Genomic DNA, 15,438 nt, shown 5'->3' with positions numbered 1-15,438 from the left:
GGAGTGTTCTCCGGGGGTGACCCGTTTGTACGCGCTGAACGCGCCCGTTCTGCCCAGTCTTCATACGTTCTAAGTCATGAGGCACGGGACGCATGGATCGCAACGAATCATCCGAAGCGGCGCGGTACTGCTGGCCTCGGCGGTGGTACTGACGGCCTGCGGGGACTCCTCGCACCCGCTCGGCGGGAAGCCGTACGACGCCGCGGACCAGGTCGCCGTCAGCGCGGGCGGGAAGGCCACGGCGGTGACGGCCGCGGGCGGGAAGGCGCGGCGCACCGTCGACGCCGACAAGCCGCTGGAAGTCTCCGCCACCGGTGACGAGGGCCGGATAACCGACGTCGTCGTCGTCGACGGGGAAGGCCGCCACGTGCGCGGGGAACTGGCCGCCGACGGCACCCGCTGGCGCAACACCACCCCGCTCGCCGCCGGCGTGACGTACACCGTGAAGGTCAGCACGGAGAACGAGGACGGCCATCCCGGCCGCACCACCTCCGCCTTCCGCACCCGCGAGGCGCCCGAGGACAAGCGGCTGGAGGTGACCCTCGGCCCGGAGGCCGGCACCTACGGCGTGGGCCAGCCGATCACTGCGGAGCTGAGCAAGAAGGTCGAGAAGGCCGAGCAGCGGCGGATCGTCGAACGGGCCCTGCGGGTCACCTCCACGCCCGAGGTCACCGGCTCCTGGCACTGGGTCGACGACAAGAAGCTGCACTACCGGCCCAAGGAGTACTGGCCGACGAACGCCAGGATATCCGTGGAGAGCCGGCTGGAGGGCCTCCAGGTCCGCAAGGGCCTCTACGGCGGCGAGAGCGAGCCGCTCGCCCTCAGGACGGGAGACCGGGTGGAGGCCGTCGCCGACGCCCAGTCACTCCAGATGACGGTCAAGCGCAACGGCGAGGTGGTGAAGACCTTCCCCATCACCACCGGCAAGGCCGGCTTCCGCACCCGCAACGGAACCAAGGTCATCCTCGGTCGCCAGTCCTTCGTCCGGATGACCAGCACCAGCATCGGCATCGGCCCCGGCAGCTCCGAGTACTACGACATGCCCGTCCACTGGGCCACCCGCCTGACGTGGAGCGGCGAGTACGTCCACGCGGCGCCCTGGTCGTCCGGCTCGCACGGCTACGCCAACGTCAGCCACGGCTGCACCGGGATGAGCACCGCCAACGCCCGCTGGTTCTTCAACAACGTCCGCCAGGGCGACCTGGTCACTCATGTCAACACCGAGGGCACCGACATGCCGGCCTTCGGCAACGGCTTCGGGGACTGGAACCTCACCTGGGAGGAGTGGCAGAAGGGCAGCTCCCTCCAGCGCGCCGTCCAGGAGGCGGGGCCGGACACCAGCGGGGGCGCGGGCCGCCTGCGCCCCGGGGTGTGACGCCGCCCCGGGTTCCCCGCGCTCGCAGGAGCGCGGGGAACGGTGCGAACGGCCACGGCGCACAGGCAGGCCGCGACGTGCCGGAGGAGGCACCCCCGGCCCGCTCCGGGCCCGGTGCCGGGGCTGCGCTTGCCAGCCCCGCGTCTTCGGGGCAGACCTCCCAGGCGCCGGACTCAGGCGGCGTTGCCGGCCTTCCGGCCGCGCAGCAGACCGGCCAGTGCGTCGGCCAGCGCCACCGGGTCCACCGGGTGGGCGGTGACGGCGTCGGCGCGGCTCCAGGAGGCCAGCCAGGCGTCCTGCCGCCGGCCGATCAGCAGCAGCACGGGCGGACAGTCGAAGATCTCGTCCTTGATCTGCCGGCACACGCCCATGCCGCCCGCGGGGGTGGCCTCGCCGTCCAGGATGCAGACGTCGACCCCGCCCGCGTCGAGAGCGCTGATCACGGCCGGCAGCGTGGCGCACTCGAGGTACTCCACCGAGGGCGCGTCCGCCGCGGGCCGCCGCCCGGCCGCCAGCCGCACCTGCTCGCGGGTGCTCACGTCATCGCTGTAGACCAGCACCGTGGCCGTCGGCTGCATCGTTCCTCCGCGTTCGTATCCGCCGTGACAGGCTGAGACGGGTCTTGTGGACAGGGCTGAAGAGGTGGTGCTCGGTACGTCGCGTGTACTGCGTGCGTGCCCGGGATGCTACTCCTTCACCCACGCGGCGGGCACCACTTCGGACGGCCCGGGGAACCGGCGCGTGCCCCGGGTTCGTCCTGCGCACGGGGGCGGACACACCGAACTGGACCCCCCGAAGTGAGTACGGAATAAGCGACCGACATAATGTCGGTCGTGGCGACAGCAACAGCAGTAGAAACCGGGCACGCGCACCCGTCGGTCAACCGGCCGAACCTCACCAGCGTCGGAACGATCATCTGGCTCAGCTCAGAGCTGATGTTCTTCGCGGCCCTCTTCGCGATGTACTTCACCGCTCGTTCGGTGATGGGCGCGGAGTTCTGGACGGAGAAGGCGGATGCGCTCAATCTCCCCTTCGCGGCGGCCAACACCACCATCCTGGTGCTCTCCTCACTCACCTGTCAGATGGGTGTGTTCGCTGCCGAGCGCGGGGACGTGAAGAAGCTCCGTTCGTGGTTCGTGATCACGTTCGTGATGGGCGCCGTCTTCATCGGCGGCCAGATCGTGGAGTACGTGGAGCTCGTCAAGCACGAGGGCCTGTCCCTCTCCTCCGACCCCTACGGCTCGGTGTTCTACATGACCACCGGCTTCCACGGGCTCCATGTCACCGGTGGGCTGATCGCGTTCCTGTTCGTCCTCGGCAGGACGTACATGGCGCGGCGGTTCACCCACCACCAGGCGACCGCGGCCATCGTCGTGTCCTACTACTGGCACTTCGTCGACGTCGTCTGGATCGGCCTCTTCGCCACGATCTACCTGATCAAGTAGTCGGGCCGCGGGCCTGGCACAGCAGAGCCAAAGACATCGACGCAGAAGATCCTGACACCGGGGTAATCCGTGAAAAAGCTCTCCGCACGACGGCGCCATCCGCTGGCGGCGATCGTCGTTCTACTCTTCGCGCTGGCGGCCACCGGGGGGCTGTACGCCGCGTTCGCTCCCGCCGGCGAGGCGAAGGCCGATGAGACGGCCGCCGCCCAGTCCCTCGCCATCGAGGAGGGCGAGAAGCTCTACGCCGTCGGCTGCGCAAGCTGCCACGGCACCGGTGGCCAGGGCACCAGCGACGGCCCGAGCCTCGTCGGCGTCGGCGCCGCCGCGGTCGACTTCCAGGTCGGCACCGGCCGCATGCCCATGCAGGCGCCGGGCGAGCAGGCGCCCGAGAAGCCGGTGATGTACACGCAGGCTCAGATCGACCAGCTCGCGGCCTACGTCGCCTCCCTCGGCCCCGGCCCCGCCGTTCCGACCAAGGAGCAGTACGACCCCGCCGGGCTCAGCGCCGAGGAGATCGCCAACGGCGGTGTCCTCTTCCGCACCAACTGCGCGCAGTGCCACAACTTCACCGGCGAGGGCGGCGCCCTGACGGACGGCAAGTACGCTCCGGACCTCACGGACGTCGAACCGAAGTACCTGTACGAGGCCATGGAGACCGGCCCGCAGAACATGCCCTCCTTCCCGGACACGGTCCTCCCGGCCGAGGAGAAGAAGGAGATCATCGCCTACCTGACCAAGGTCAACTCCTCCGAGGCCGCGACCCCGGGCGGGTACAAGCTCGGTGGCTTCGGCCCCGTCGCCGAGGGTCTGTTCGCCTGGGCCGTCGGTCTGCCCGTCCTGGTCGGTATCACCGTCTGGATCGCGGCCCGGAACGCTAAGGCCAGGAAGTCATGAGTAGCGAGACTGGACCACACGAGAACGTGTCAGACGACAAGAACCTGCCCTCCGCGCGGGACCCCCACGGGGCCGAGACGGAGCCGGCACACACCAACCCGTTCGCCGACCCCGGACTGGCGCCGCACGACGAGCGCATCCAGGACATCGACGAGCGCGCGGCCAAGCGCTCCGAGCGCACCGTGGCCCTGCTGTTCACCCTGTCGATGCTGGCGACGGTCGGCTTCATCGTCTCCTACGCGATGATCCCGGTCGACAAGCTCGTCTACATCTTCCCGCTGGGCCACATCAACGCGCTGAACTTCGCGTTGGGCACGACGCTGGGCGTGGCGCTGTTCGCCATCGGCGCCGCAACCGTGCACTGGTCCCGGACGCTGATGAGCGGCGCCGAGATCGTGCAGGACCGCTACCCGATCGGCGCGGACGACACCGTCAAGCAGTCGGCCCTCGCCGACCTCGCCGTCGGCGTCAAGGACTCGCAGTTCGGCCGCCGCAGGCTGCTGCGCAACACCATGTTCGGCGCGCTGGCCCTCGTCCCGCTCTCCGGCGTCGTGCTGCTCGGCAGCCTCGGCCCCGCGCCGGGCACCAAGCTGCGGCACACCGCCTGGCAGCGCGGCAAGCGGCTCGTCAACGAGAACACCTCGGAGCCGCTGCGCCCCGAGGACATCACCGTGGGCTCGCTGACCTTCGCCATGCCCGAGGGCCTGGAGCACGACTCGCACGAGTTCCAGAAGGAGATCGCCAAGGCGGCGCTCATGCTCGTCCGGCTGGAGCCGGAGGACATCAAGGACCAGCAGGAACTCGAGTGGTCCTACGAGGGTGTCGTCGCGTACTCCAAGATCTGCACCCACGTGGGCTGCCCCGTCAGCCTCTACGAGCAGCAGACGCACCACGTGCTGTGCCCCTGTCACCAGTCCACGTTCGACCTCGCCGACGGCGCGCGCGTCATCTTCGGGCCCGCCGGCCACCCGCTGCCGCAGCTGCGCATCGGGGTGGACGACGAGGGATTCCTGACGGCGCTGGACGACTTCGCCGAGCCCGTCGGACCGAGCTTCTGGGAGCGCGGATGAGTAACGCAGCCGACAACATCCGGCCCCGGCCGGAGGCCCCCCGGGGCGAGCGCATCGCGGACTGGGCCGACGGCCGACTCGGCATCTACGGTGCCGCCAAGAAGAACATCCGGAAGGTCTTCCCGGACCACTGGTCGTTCCTCCTGGGCGAGATCGCGCTCTACTCGTTCATCATCATCATCCTGACCGGCGTCTACCTGACGCTGTTCTTCAAGCCCTCCATGGCCGAGATCCACTACGAGGGCTCGTACGTCCCGATGCAGGGCGTGCTGATGTCGGAGGCCTTCGCCTCCACCCTGGAGATCAGCTTCGACGTCCGCGGCGGTCTGCTCGTCCGGCAGATCCACCACTGGGCGGCGCTGATCTTCCTCGTCGCCATGTTCGTGCACATGATGCGGGTGTTCTTCACCGGAGCGTTCCGCAAGCCGCGCGAGCTGAACTGGCTGTTCGGCTTCCTCCTGTTCGTCCTGGGCATGTTCACCGGTTTCACCGGCTACTCGCTCCCGGACGACCTGCTCTCCGGTACCGGCATCCGCTTCATGAGCGGCGCCATCCTCTCCGTCCCGGTCGTCGGCACCTACCTGGCGATGTTCCTCTACGGCGGCGAGTTCCCGGGCACGGACATCATCCCGAGGTTCTTCGCGATCCACGTGCTGCTGCTGCCGGGCATCATGCTGGGCCTCGTGGTGGCCCACATCCTGCTGCTCGTCTACCACAAGCACACCCAGTACCCCGGCCCCGGCCGCACGAACTCCAACGTCGTCGGCTTCCCCTTCATGCCGGTGTACATCGCCAAGGCCGGTGGCTTCTTCTTCCTGGTCTTCGGCGTCATCGCGCTCATCTCCGCGCTGTTCCAGATCAACCCCGTGTGGGTGATCGGGCCCTACCGGCCGGACCAGGTGTCCACCAACGCCCAACCCGACTGGTACATGGGCTTCTCCGAGGGCCTCATCCGCGTGATGCCAGGCTGGGAGTGGGTCATCCCGACGGGCCACACCATCAACTTCGGTGTGTTCGTCCCGTTGATGATCTTCCCGCTGGTCCTGGTCAGCCTCGCCCTGTACCCGTTCTTCGAGTCCTGGGTCACCAAGGACAAGCGCGAACACCACCTGCTGGACCGTCCGCGCAACGCTCCGACGCGTACCGCGTTCGGTGCCGCCTGGATCAGCTGGTACTTCGTCATGCTGGTCGGCGGTGGCAACGACCTGTGGGCGATCTTCTTCGACCTGTCGATCAACTCGATCACCTGGTTCGTCCGCATCGGCTTCTTCGTCGTGCCGGTCCTGGTGTTCGTCGCGACGCGCCGCATCTGTCTCGGCCTGCAGCGCCGGGACCGGGACAAGGTGCTCCACGGCCGCGAGACCGGCATCATCAAGCGTCTGCCGCACGGTGAGTTCGTCGAGGTGCACGAGCCGCTCTCGCAGGAGCAGCTCCACCTGCTCACCCAGCACGAGCAGATGAAGCCGGCCGAGCTGCCGCCGCCCGTCGACGAGAACGGCGTCAAGCGCAAGATCGGTCCGGTCGAGCGGCTGCGGGTCCGCGTCAGCCGGGGCTACTTCGGCCCCCACGCGCAGATCCCCAAGCCGACGCCCAGGGAATACGAAGAGATCATGTCCGGCCACGGGCACCACTGATCTCAGCAGCGGCCACAGCAGGGCCCCGCTCGCCGTCCTCGTCCGGACGGTGGACGGGGCCCTGTGGCGTTCCCGCGGACCGCTAATGTGGGTGATCGCGGCGTCGCGCACCGCACGCCGCTCGCGGAACTCGACAGGAGCGTGCCCATGAGCGCTGTGACCCCCGCCGGAGGCGACACCGTGGCGGACCGCTCGTGGCGGAGCGTTCTGAACGCCCTGATCGCCGGCCAGGACCTCACCGCCGAGGACACGGCGTGGGCGATGGACCGGATCATGCGCGGAGAGGCGACGGACGCCCAGATCGCCGGTTTCGCCGTGGCCCTGCGGGCCAAGGGCGAGACGGTGGGCGAGGTGGCGGGCCTGGTCCGGACGATGTACGAGCACGCCAGGACGATCGACGTCCCCGGTCCCACGGTGGACATCGTCGGCACCGGGGGCGACCAGGCGAAGACGGTCAACATCTCCACCATGTCCGCCATCGTGGTGGCGGGCACCGGCACGAAGGTCGTCAAGCACGGCAACCGGGCGTCCTCCTCGGCCAGCGGTGCGTCCGACGTCCTGGAGAAGCTGGGCGTGAACCTGGAGCTGAGCCCCGAACGCGTCGCCGAGGTGGCGGAGGAGGCCGGGATCACCTTCTGCTTCGCGGTGAAGTTCCACCCCGCGCTGCGGCACGTCGCCAACGCGCGTCGGGAGCTCGGCGTGCCGACGCCGTTCAACTTCCTCGGCCCGCTCACCAACCCGGCCCGGGTGGGGGCGCAGGCGACCGGTGTGGCCGATGCCAGGATGGCGCCCATCCTCGCCGGTGTGCTCGCCGAGCGCGGCACCTCGGCCCTGGTGTTCCGGGGCGACGACGGCCTGGACGAGCTGACCGTGACGGCGACCTCCACCGTCTACGTCGTGCGAGACGGCGTGGTGCGCCGGGAGAGCTTCGACCCCCGGGACGTCGGGCTCGACCTCGTCTCGGTGGAGGCGCTGCGGGGCGGGGACGCCGCACACAACGCGGAGGTGGCGCGCAGGCTGCTGGACGGCGAGCGCGGGCCCGTGCGGGACGCGGTGGTGCTCAACTCCGCCGCCGCCCTGGTGGCCCTGACGCCGGGTGAGGCCCCGTTGGCCGAGCAGCTTCCCGGCGCGATGGCGCGGGCGGCGGAGTCGATCGACTCCGGTGCCGCCAAGGCCGCCCTGCACCGCTGGGCCGCGGCCACCCACGCCTGACGCCGAGGGGAGGCGTCTGCCTGGCCCAGGGGCTGTGGCATACTCGGCGCAGGTCACGAGTGACAGCGACGAAGGCCCCGGCCCGCTGTCCGGCAACCCTCCAACCGTGGCGGGGTGCCCCGGGTGATGACCGGGCCGCACGACAGCAAGGTCTGCGGCAAGCGCGGTCGAGGGAGTTCCCCATGAGCAAGCGAATGCGTTAGGGCCGTTGTGCCCCGGGCCCGCACGGGCCCCGCAGCGGCAGCCGCACGGTACGCGTCCCGCGTCGGGCTCGGCGGGCGTCCCCGGAGGCCCGCCCCCCCCCGGACGTCCGGCTGGGCGATTCCGCCGCCCGTCCACACGACGCTCGCCGACCGCGCTCGGAACCCTCTCCACCCCGTCTCTCCTGGGAGATCCCCATGTCCCTCGCCACCCCTGCCCCCGTCACGTTCCGTACCGTCGAGGACGCCACGGGTGACGCCCCGTTGCCCGTGCTCGGTGCCGACGTCCGGGTGCCCGGCGCCGACGCGGTCACCTACGCCGCGCTCGACTACGCGGCCAGCGCGCCCGTCCTCCGGCGCGTCTGGGACGACGTCGCCTCCTACGCCCCCTACTACGGCAGCGTGCACCGGGGCGCCGGCTACCTCTCCCGACTCTCCACCGAGCTGTTCGAGCAGAGCCGCGCCACCGTGGGCGCGTTCCTCGGCTGTCGGCCGGACGACGAGGTCGTGTTCACCCGTTCCACGACCGACTCCCTCAACCTGCTGGCCGGCGCGCTGCCGGAGGGCACCCGGGTGTTCGTCTTCGCCTCCGACCACCATGCGGCGCTGCTGCCCTGGCGTGGACGGGACACGCACTGGCTGGACGTTCCGCGCAGTCCCCGGGAGGCCGTGGGGCTGCTGGAGGAGGCGCTGCGCGGGGCCGGGCCGGGGCCGGCGCTGGTGTGCGTGACGGGGGCGTCCAACGTGACGGGGGAGCTGTGGCCCGTCGCGGAGCTGGCCGCCGTCGCCCACCGGTACGGCGCCCGCGTCGTCCTGGACGCCGCCCAGCTCGCCCCGCACCACCCCGTGGACGTGGGAGCGCTCGACGTCGACTACGTGGCCTTCTCCGGCCACAAGCTCTACGCGCCCTTCGGTGCCGGCGTCCTGGCCGGGCGCGCGGACTGGCTGCGCGCGGCCGAGCCGTATCTGGCCGGCGGCGGGGCGAGCCGTGCCGTCGCGCGCGCCGCGGACGGCTCCGTCTCGGCGGAGTGGCACGCGACGGCGGCCCGGCACGAGGCGGGTTCGCCCAACGTCATCGGCGCGTACGCCATCGCCTCGGCGTGCCGGGCGCTGACGGAGGCGGGGTTCGACCGGCTCCTCGAGCGGGAGCGGCGGCTCCTGGCGCGGCTGCGCACCGGGCTGGCCGAGCTGCCGGGCGTCCGGGTGCTCGCGCTCTTCGGGCCCGAGGCCGAGCGCGTGGGCGTCGTGTCGTTCACCGTCGACGGCTGGAGCTGCCGCGACTTCGCCGCCGCGCTCGCCTCCGAGTACGGGATCGGGGTGCGCGACGGGCTGTTCTGCGCACACCCGCTGCTGCGCGCGCTGCTCGGGGCCGGGGACGCGGTGCCGGGGGAGTGCGGGGGCGAGCCGGGCCCCGGGGGACGGGAACTGGGGGCCGTCCGGGTGAGCTTTGGCGTGGGGACGCCGGAGGAGCACATCGGCCGGTTCCTCACGGCCACCGCGGAGCTGCTGCGCCGCGGCCCGTCCGGCGTATCGGCCGCGTAGCGGCGCCGCACGTCGCAGGCCGGGCCGGAGTCGTGGCTGGCCGCGCGGTTCCCGCCCCCTTCCGGGGCGCGGGCTCAGGCGTCCAGGCCGATGGCGAAGGCGGCCTCCAGGTCGTGCTGGGAGTAGGTGCGGAACGCGATGTGGGTTTCGGTGGAGAGCACGCCGGGAATCTTGCTGATCCGCCCGGGGATGACGTCGGCCAGGTCGTCGTGCCGCGCCACCCGCACCATGGCGATGAGGTTGTGCGCGCCGGTCACGGAGTAGACCTCGCTGACGCCGTCCAGCGCGGCGATCTGCTCGGCGACCTCGGGGATCGCGTCGGTGCTGGTCTTGATGAGCACGATCGATGTGATCACGGCGTCGTCTCTCCCTCGGTGGCCTGGGCGGGCCCGCTCACTCTAGCCCCACGCGCGGATGACGGCTCGGCCACGGCGTGACCCACTCCGCACACGCGGTGGCTTGCAGGCCGTAGGGTTGCGGGTGAGAACCTGCCCCGCACAAGGACGTGCCCGCGAGCAGCCAACGGACGAACTGGGAAAGTCGAGGACGAACCATGCCGGTCCCTCAGCCGACGGCCGACACGCGCTGGCGCTGCACCCTGTGCGGGAACCTGACCCGCTTCGACGTGACGCGCAGCAGCAGGGTCGTCGAGTACGTACACCTCGATCTGGCCGGTGAGCCGAAGGTGGAGGAGAGCGAGGTGCTGAGCGAGGCGCTGGAGTCCGTGCGCTGCCGCTGGTGCAACGCGGTCGACCAGGTGGAACTCGTGGACCGGCCGGGCGGCGAGGACTGAGCAGAGACGGACGGGTGCTGAGGCGTGCAGGAGACGACGGGCGGTGAGCCGCACCGGGAGCGGCGACCCGGTGCCGAGGAGCGGCCGCGTGCCGCCGAGGTGCTGGACCGCCCGTTGCCCGAGCGGGTGCGCCGCCGGGTCGTGGCGCTCACCGGGGACGCCATCGGTGCCCTGACCGTCGCCGAGCTGCCCGCCCCGGTACGTCAGTACGCGCGGTTCACCCCGGCGCGGCGGGCCAAGTTCGGCGGCAACGCGATGGCCGCCGCGCTGGAGACGGACGCGCTGTTCCGGCAGCGCATCGGGTCCCGGCTGCGTGAGCTGCTGCCCGAGCTGGCCGAGGCCATCGTGGAGGGCTCGCCCCCGGCCGCGGCCGACCCGGTGGACGTCGCGGCGCTCGCCTACGTCCTGCGCCCCGACGGCTGGCCGAAGCTGGTGACGGCGGCGGGCGAGGAGGCGCAGCGGGCGCAGGCGGAGCGGGCCGGCGCGGAGGCCGAGCGTGAACTGGAACGGCTGCGAAGGGAGTTGGCCCAGGCCCGCAGCGCGAGCCGGGAGGACGGCGGCAGGCTGCGTGCGGAGCTGGAGGCGGCCCGCAGGGAGATGGACGGGCTGCACCGCAGGCTGCGCAGCGCGCAGGCCGACATCAAGCGCGGCGAGGCCGCTCTGCGTAAGCTCCAGGCGGAGTTGGACGAGGTCCGGGCGCGGGCGCAGGCGCAGAAGACGGCGGCGGACAGCGAGGCGCGGCGGCTGCGGGCCCGGGCCGCCGAGGCGGAGTCGGCGCTGGAGGCCGGGCGCCGGGCGGTGCGGGAGGGCCGCGGCGTGGCCGACATGCGGGTGCGGCTGCTGCTCGACACCGTGCTGGACGCCGCCCAGGGGCTGCGCCGCGAGCTGGCGCTGCCGCCCGCGTCCCACCACCCGGCGGACACGGTGGAGGCCGTCGAGCCGGGGCGGATGAGCCCGAAGGACGTGGCGCACCGGGCGCTGTCCGAGGAGGACCCGGCCCTGCTGGACCAGTTGCTGGCGCTGCCACAGGTGCATCTGCTGGTGGACGGCTACAACGTGACGAAGACGGGCTATCCGACGCTGCCGCTGGAGAAGCAGCGGCTGCGGCTGCTGGGCGGGCTCGCGGGGCTGGCCGCGCAGTCGGGGGCGGAGGTCACCTGTGTGTTCGACGGTGCGGAGTTGGCCGCTCCGGTGCTGCTGGCTCCGCCGCGCGGGGTGCGGGTGCTGTTCAGCAAGCCCGGGCAGACGGCCGACGAGCTGATCCGTCGGCTGGTGCGGGCCGAGCCCGAGGGCCGTCCGGTGGTCGTGGTCTCGACGGACCGGGAGGTCGCCGACGGGGTGGCCGAGGCGGGCGCGCGGCCGGTCGCATCGGCGTTGCTCCTCAGGCGACTTGCCCGTTCCTGAGTGCGGAGTCCGATTTCTCGCTCCTGTCACCATGCGCCCGATCTGCACTGTGGCTCGTGCCTACGGTGTGTCAAGTGACCGTTGCTGCCTGTGTGATGTTGGTAAAGGATGGCCGTCAGCGGTGAGATTTTGGCCGCAGGGATTTGAAGCGGTCATCGCGACCTGGCTACTGTCGGGCCTCGAACCTCCGCGCGGTTGATCGCCCATCCGGGGTGACCGTGGAGGAACCGCCGAGTCCGCAGCGCGCGCGGAACCGGTCCGCTGGGCCACGGTTCGTCCGGCCCGCCGGTCCGGCAGGCGGCTGAGGAAGAAGGAGCTCGCCCCAGTGGCGTCCCACCGTCGTCCCAAGCAGCCGGGCCGAACCCGCGCGACCGTGCTCACGGCGACCGCCGCCGCGGCGGTCGCCCTCTCCGCGAACTCGGCCGTGGCCGATCCGGAGCCGACGAAGCGCAGTGTCAAGGCCAAGGTGGACAAGCTGCGTGAGGACGCGGCGGCGGCCACCGAGAAGTACAACGGGGCTAAGGAGAAGGCCGACAAGCTCCAGAAGGACGTCGACCGGCTCCAGGACTCCGTGGCCCGCGGCCAGGGCGAGCTGAACGACCTGCGCAACGGCCTGGGTTCGATGGCCACCGCGCAGTACCGCAGCGGCGGCATCGACCCCTCGATGCAGCTGCTCCTGTCCGCCGACCCGGACGACTACCTCTCCCGCGCCTCGACGCTGGACCAGCTCAGCCTCAAGCAGCTCGGCTCCCTGAAGAAGATCCAGGGCAAGCAGCGGCAGCTCGAGCAGCAGCGGGACGCCGCCGCCGACAAGCTCAAGGACCTGGCCAAGACGCGCAAGGAGCTGGGCGACCACAAGAAGAAGGTCCAGGGCAAGCTCGCCGAGGCCCAGAAGCTGCTCAACAAGCTCACGGCGGAGGAGCGCGCGGAGATGCGCGCCGAGGAGGAGCGGGCGAGCCGCGCGGCCGGCGAACGCGTCGAGATGGGCAACGAGGGCACGGCGTCCGGCCGGGCCGCGTCCGCCTACGAGGCTGCCAAGACCCGCGTGGGCATGCCCTACGCGTGGGGCGCGGAGGGGCCGAACTCCTTCGACTGCTCCGGGCTGACCTCCTGGGCCTACCGGCAGGCGGGCATATCCATCCCGCGGACCTCGCAGGCGCAGGCCAACGCGGGCATGCGGATCAACTCGATGAGCGACCTCAAGGTCGGCGACCTGGTGATCCTGCGCACGGACCTGGGCCACGTGGGCTTCTACGCCGGCAACGGCCAGATGCTGCACGCCCCCAAGCCGGGCGCCCAGGTGCGCTACGAGTCGATCGCCCGCTCCGGCATGCCCTTCATGTGGGGCGTGCGCATCTGACCCGGGCGCCGGGCTCCGTTCCCGGCACCGGGCGACGCGCCGTCTCACCCGTGCGAGTGATTCCACGGGAGGGCGCGCATACCGCGCTCAGGCGCACCCACCCCGCAGAACAGCGGTGTCCCCGGGCGGGGCGGTCAACTCCGCGCTGACCGGCGTCCCCTCGGATGCTTGGAGTCGCCGTCCCACGGCGGCTACTGTGCCGGGCGCCCTCGCAAGGAGGGAGGGGAGCGTCAGCGGAAGGAGCGCGGCCAACCGTGGTCTCGCATCGACACAACGCGCCGCCGGGAGCCGGCAGGGCGGCCCGGGCCACAGTTCTCACGGCCGCCGCCGCCTCGGCCGCGGCGATGGCCGCCGCTCCCGCCGGAGCGGACCCGGACAGGCCGACGGCGGCCTCGGTCGACGCGAAGGTCGAGCGGCTCTACGCCGAGGCCGAGCGGGCCACCGAGAAGTACAACGCGTCCCAGACCGCGGTGACCGACCTGCGCCGACGCGTGGCCCACACGCAGGACGAGGTCGCCCGCGGCCAGGCCCGGGTCAACCGGCTGCGCAACGCGCTGGGTGCGCTGGCCGGTGCCCAGTACCGCTCCGGCGCGCTCGACCCGACCGTCGCCCTGCTGCTCTCCAGCGACCCCGACGGGTATCTGGGGAAGGCCGCCGCGATGGAGCGCGTCAGCAGCCGCAAGCTCGGGGAGCTGCGGGAACTGCGCGGCGCCCAGCGGTTGCTGGACGCCAAGCGGGAGCGGGCGCGCGGGCAGCTTCAGCGGCTGGAGAAGGAGAACGAGCGGCTGCGCCGGCACAAGCGGGCGGTGCAGAGCAAGCTCGGCGCCGCCCGGCGGCTGCTCAACTCCCTCTCGGCGGCCGAGCGGCGCGAGCGCGAGGAGCGCGCCTCGCGGTCCGGCACCCGCTCCGGGGCCGCGCCCACGGCCGTCGGTACCGGCCGGTGGGGCGCCGCCCTCGCCGCCGCGCGCAGCGCGCTCGGGCGCCCCTACGCCTGGGGGCAGTCCGGCCCGGGCGCCTTCGACTGCGCGGGGCTGACGCAGTGGGCCTACCGGCAGGCGGGGGTGTCCATCCCGCGCACCTCGCAGGGGCAGGCGTACGCCGGGCGGCGGGTGCCGCTCTCCGAGGCCCGTCCCGGCGATCTCGTCATCTACCGCGGCGACGCCAGCCACGTGGCGATGTACGCGGGCGGCGGGCAGGTCATCCACGCCCCCTATCCCGGGGCGCGGGTGCGCTACGACCCGGTCGGGATGATGCCCGTCAGCGGGGTGACCCGGCCCTGACCGGCTCCGGGGCCGCGGCGTCCCCGGGCGTCGCCGGGAGGGCCCCGGGGCGGGCGACGGTCGAGCGCCACAGCGCGAGGCAGGAGAGCGCGGCGGCGGTCAGCAGGAGGCCGTTGCGCAGGACGAGCAGGGTGACGCCGAGCGGCTCGCTGGCGACGACGGCGTCGAAGTAGAGCGGGAACTCCAGCACGGTCAGGGCGGTCGCCGCCAGGATCAGCCCGGCGGGCACCCGCTGCCGCGCGGAGCCGAGGGCGAGCGCGGCCGCGGCCAGCCCGACGAGCCACACCAGGTACTGGGGGCTGATGACCCGGCTGGTGACGGTGAACAGCAGGACGGCGGCCAGCGCGGCGTCGGCCGCCGTCGAGCGCTGCCACGTGACGACGCGCAGCCGCCAGCGGACCAGCCAGGCCAGGGCGGCGACGGTGCACAGGAGCGAGGCGGTGGCGACGGTCGCCACGTGCGGGCCGAGGAACTCCATCGAGCCGTAGTGCAGGCTCACGTACCCCTCCCAGCCGGCGTACCGCGCGAGGTGGAACACGAGGGCGCCCACGGACTCGACCTCCAGGCCGCGGTCGCGCTGGGCGAAGAGGAAGTCCCACCCGTGCGGCGCGGCGAGGGTGAGCACGGCCGCCAGAAGGCCCGCGGTCACAAGCGAGCTCGCCACCAGCCTGCGACCGCCGCGCCCGGGGCGGACGCCGGCCAGCAGCAGCGCGGGCCACACCTTCACGAGGGCGCCGAGCGCGATGAGCGCGCCCGCGGTCCGCGGGTGCCGCGCGACGGCGAGGACCGCGCCCACGGCGACCGCCGTGACCATCAGGTCGTAGCGGGCGTACACCGTCGGCCCCAGCAGCGGCACCCCGGCCACCCAGGTCCACGCGCCGGCCCGGGAGACCGGACGCCGCAGCAGCAGCCCGAGGACGACGGCGTCGGCCCCGCAGGCCAGCACGAAGAACGCGGCCTCGTAGCGGAGGAAGGGCAGCAGGTCGGGGGCGAGGACGGGCAGGGCGGCACCGGGCGGGTACTGCCACGTCACGTCGTCGCGCGGAAAGCTGCCCGAGCGCAGGATCTCGGCCCACCCCTGGTAGATCACCGAGACGTCGGTGGTGACGTCGGGGCCGCGCAGGGTCAGTACGCCGAAGACGCACAGGAGCAGCGCGGTGCGGGTCAGGAGCCAGCAGAGCAGGATCCGGGCGAACGGGGGCAGGCGCATGGACCGACCGTACGCGGCG

At 72.2% G+C, this 15,438-nt stretch carries 14 protein-coding genes and 1 riboswitch; of the genes, 11 read left to right on the top strand and 3 right to left on the bottom strand.

The window, feature by feature from the left end; all coding sequences use genetic code 11:
* Positions 1 to 76 precede the first annotated feature (76 nt).
* On the top strand, positions 77 to 1,375 hold the full coding sequence (locus tag HPT28_RS19375) for an Ig-like domain-containing protein (protein WP_219092418.1): 1,299 nt from the start codon (positions 77 to 79) through the stop codon (positions 1,373 to 1,375).
* Between the two features lie 173 nt (positions 1,376 to 1,548).
* Here the strand turns inward: HPT28_RS19375 and HPT28_RS19370 are convergent, their stop codons facing one another.
* Positions 1,549 to 1,953 carry a hypothetical protein gene (locus tag HPT28_RS19370; protein WP_219092417.1) on the bottom strand — a complete coding sequence of 135 codons (405 nt, stop codon included), beginning with the start codon at positions 1,951 to 1,953 and terminating at the stop codon, positions 1,549 to 1,551.
* A 246-nt stretch (positions 1,954 to 2,199) separates the two neighbouring features.
* Between HPT28_RS19370 and HPT28_RS19365 the strand changes: the two genes are divergently transcribed.
* From HPT28_RS19365 to HPT28_RS19340, 6 genes are all read left to right on the top strand, one after another.
* A complete protein-coding gene (locus tag HPT28_RS19365; RefSeq protein ID WP_219092416.1) occupies positions 2,200 to 2,820 on the top strand; it encodes a heme-copper oxidase subunit III in 621 nt (206 codons plus the stop codon).
* Positions 2,821 to 2,889: 69 nt separating this feature from the next.
* Complete coding sequence (locus HPT28_RS19360) at positions 2,890 to 3,714, top strand: c-type cytochrome (protein WP_219092415.1); 825 nt, start codon at positions 2,890 to 2,892, stop codon at positions 3,712 to 3,714.
* A complete protein-coding gene (locus tag HPT28_RS19355) occupies positions 3,711 to 4,784 on the top strand; it encodes a ubiquinol-cytochrome c reductase iron-sulfur subunit (RefSeq protein ID WP_219092414.1) in 1,074 nt (357 codons plus the stop codon). Before HPT28_RS19360 ends, HPT28_RS19355 begins: the two co-directional genes overlap by 4 nt.
* Entirely contained in the window at positions 4,781 to 6,418 is a 1,638-nt protein-coding gene (locus HPT28_RS19350; protein ID WP_219092413.1) for a ubiquinol-cytochrome c reductase cytochrome b subunit, read from the top strand. Before HPT28_RS19355 ends, HPT28_RS19350 begins: the two co-directional genes overlap by 4 nt.
* Before the next feature lie 147 nt (positions 6,419 to 6,565).
* The gene (trpD, locus tag HPT28_RS19345) at positions 6,566 to 7,630 is read left to right on the top strand and encodes an anthranilate phosphoribosyltransferase (protein ID WP_219092412.1); all 1,065 of its coding nucleotides are present in this window, start codon (positions 6,566 to 6,568) and stop codon (positions 7,628 to 7,630) included.
* Between the two features lie 51 nt (positions 7,631 to 7,681).
* Positions 7,682 to 7,800: riboswitch (SAM riboswitch) on the top strand.
* A 228-nt stretch (positions 7,801 to 8,028) separates the two neighbouring features.
* Entirely contained in the window at positions 8,029 to 9,372 is a 1,344-nt protein-coding gene (locus HPT28_RS19340; RefSeq protein WP_219092411.1) for an aminotransferase class V-fold PLP-dependent enzyme, read from the top strand.
* A gap of 74 nt (positions 9,373 to 9,446) precedes the next feature.
* Here the strand turns inward: HPT28_RS19340 and HPT28_RS19335 are convergent, their stop codons facing one another.
* A complete protein-coding gene (locus HPT28_RS19335; protein WP_219092410.1) occupies positions 9,447 to 9,728 on the bottom strand; it encodes an Lrp/AsnC family transcriptional regulator in 282 nt (93 codons plus the stop codon).
* 197 nt (positions 9,729 to 9,925) lie between these two features.
* On the opposite strand from HPT28_RS19335, the gene HPT28_RS19330 reads away from it, so the two are divergent.
* From HPT28_RS19330 to HPT28_RS19315, 4 genes are all read left to right on the top strand, one after another.
* On the top strand, positions 9,926 to 10,165 hold the full coding sequence (locus tag HPT28_RS19330) for a hypothetical protein (RefSeq protein ID WP_219092409.1): 240 nt from the start codon (positions 9,926 to 9,928) through the stop codon (positions 10,163 to 10,165).
* Between the two features lie 24 nt (positions 10,166 to 10,189).
* A complete protein-coding gene (locus tag HPT28_RS19325; protein ID WP_219092408.1) occupies positions 10,190 to 11,569 on the top strand; it encodes an NYN domain-containing protein in 1,380 nt (459 codons plus the stop codon).
* 325 nt (positions 11,570 to 11,894) lie between these two features.
* Positions 11,895 to 12,929, top strand: coding sequence for an NlpC/P60 family protein (locus tag HPT28_RS19320; protein ID WP_219092407.1), 1,035 nt, complete (start codon positions 11,895 to 11,897; stop codon positions 12,927 to 12,929).
* 254 nt (positions 12,930 to 13,183) lie between these two features.
* Entirely contained in the window at positions 13,184 to 14,209 is a 1,026-nt protein-coding gene (locus tag HPT28_RS19315; RefSeq protein WP_308119369.1) for an NlpC/P60 family protein, read from the top strand.
* Here the strand turns inward: HPT28_RS19315 and HPT28_RS19310 are convergent.
* The gene (locus tag HPT28_RS19310; protein WP_219092405.1) at positions 14,187 to 15,419 is read right to left on the bottom strand and encodes a glycosyltransferase family 87 protein; all 1,233 of its coding nucleotides are present in this window, start codon (positions 15,417 to 15,419) and stop codon (positions 14,187 to 14,189) included. The genes HPT28_RS19315 and HPT28_RS19310 overlap by 23 nt on opposite strands.
* Positions 15,420 to 15,438: the final 19 nt, after the last annotated feature.

This window comes from Streptomyces sp. JJ38 (assembly GCF_019303475.1).
Classification (GTDB): domain Bacteria; phylum Actinomycetota; class Actinomycetes; order Streptomycetales; family Streptomycetaceae; genus Streptomyces.
The sequence above is the reverse complement of the archived record's forward strand: the minus strand, read 5'-3'. Positions and strand labels throughout refer to the sequence as shown.

Bases quoted from the DNA above. Each gene is read 5' to 3' on its own strand.
- HPT28_RS19375 (WP_219092418.1), top strand. From the start codon at position 77: ATGAGGCACGGGACGCATGGATCGCAACGAATCATCCGAAGCGGCGCG.
- HPT28_RS19370 (WP_219092417.1), bottom strand. From the start codon at position 1,953: ATGCAGCCGACGGCCACGGTGCTGGTCTACAGCGATGACGTGAGCACC.
- HPT28_RS19365 (WP_219092416.1), top strand. From the start codon at position 2,200: ATGTCGGTCGTGGCGACAGCAACAGCAGTAGAAACCGGGCACGCGCAC.
- HPT28_RS19355 (WP_219092414.1), top strand. From the start codon at position 3,711: ATGAGTAGCGAGACTGGACCACACGAGAACGTGTCAGACGACAAGAAC.
- HPT28_RS19350 (WP_219092413.1), top strand. From the start codon at position 4,781: ATGAGTAACGCAGCCGACAACATCCGGCCCCGGCCGGAGGCCCCCCGG.
- trpD (WP_219092412.1), top strand. From the start codon at position 6,566: ATGAGCGCTGTGACCCCCGCCGGAGGCGACACCGTGGCGGACCGCTCG.
- HPT28_RS19340 (WP_219092411.1), top strand. From the start codon at position 8,029: ATGTCCCTCGCCACCCCTGCCCCCGTCACGTTCCGTACCGTCGAGGAC.
- HPT28_RS19330 (WP_219092409.1), top strand. From the start codon at position 9,926: ATGCCGGTCCCTCAGCCGACGGCCGACACGCGCTGGCGCTGCACCCTG.
- HPT28_RS19310 (WP_219092405.1), bottom strand. From the start codon at position 15,419: ATGCGCCTGCCCCCGTTCGCCCGGATCCTGCTCTGCTGGCTCCTGACC.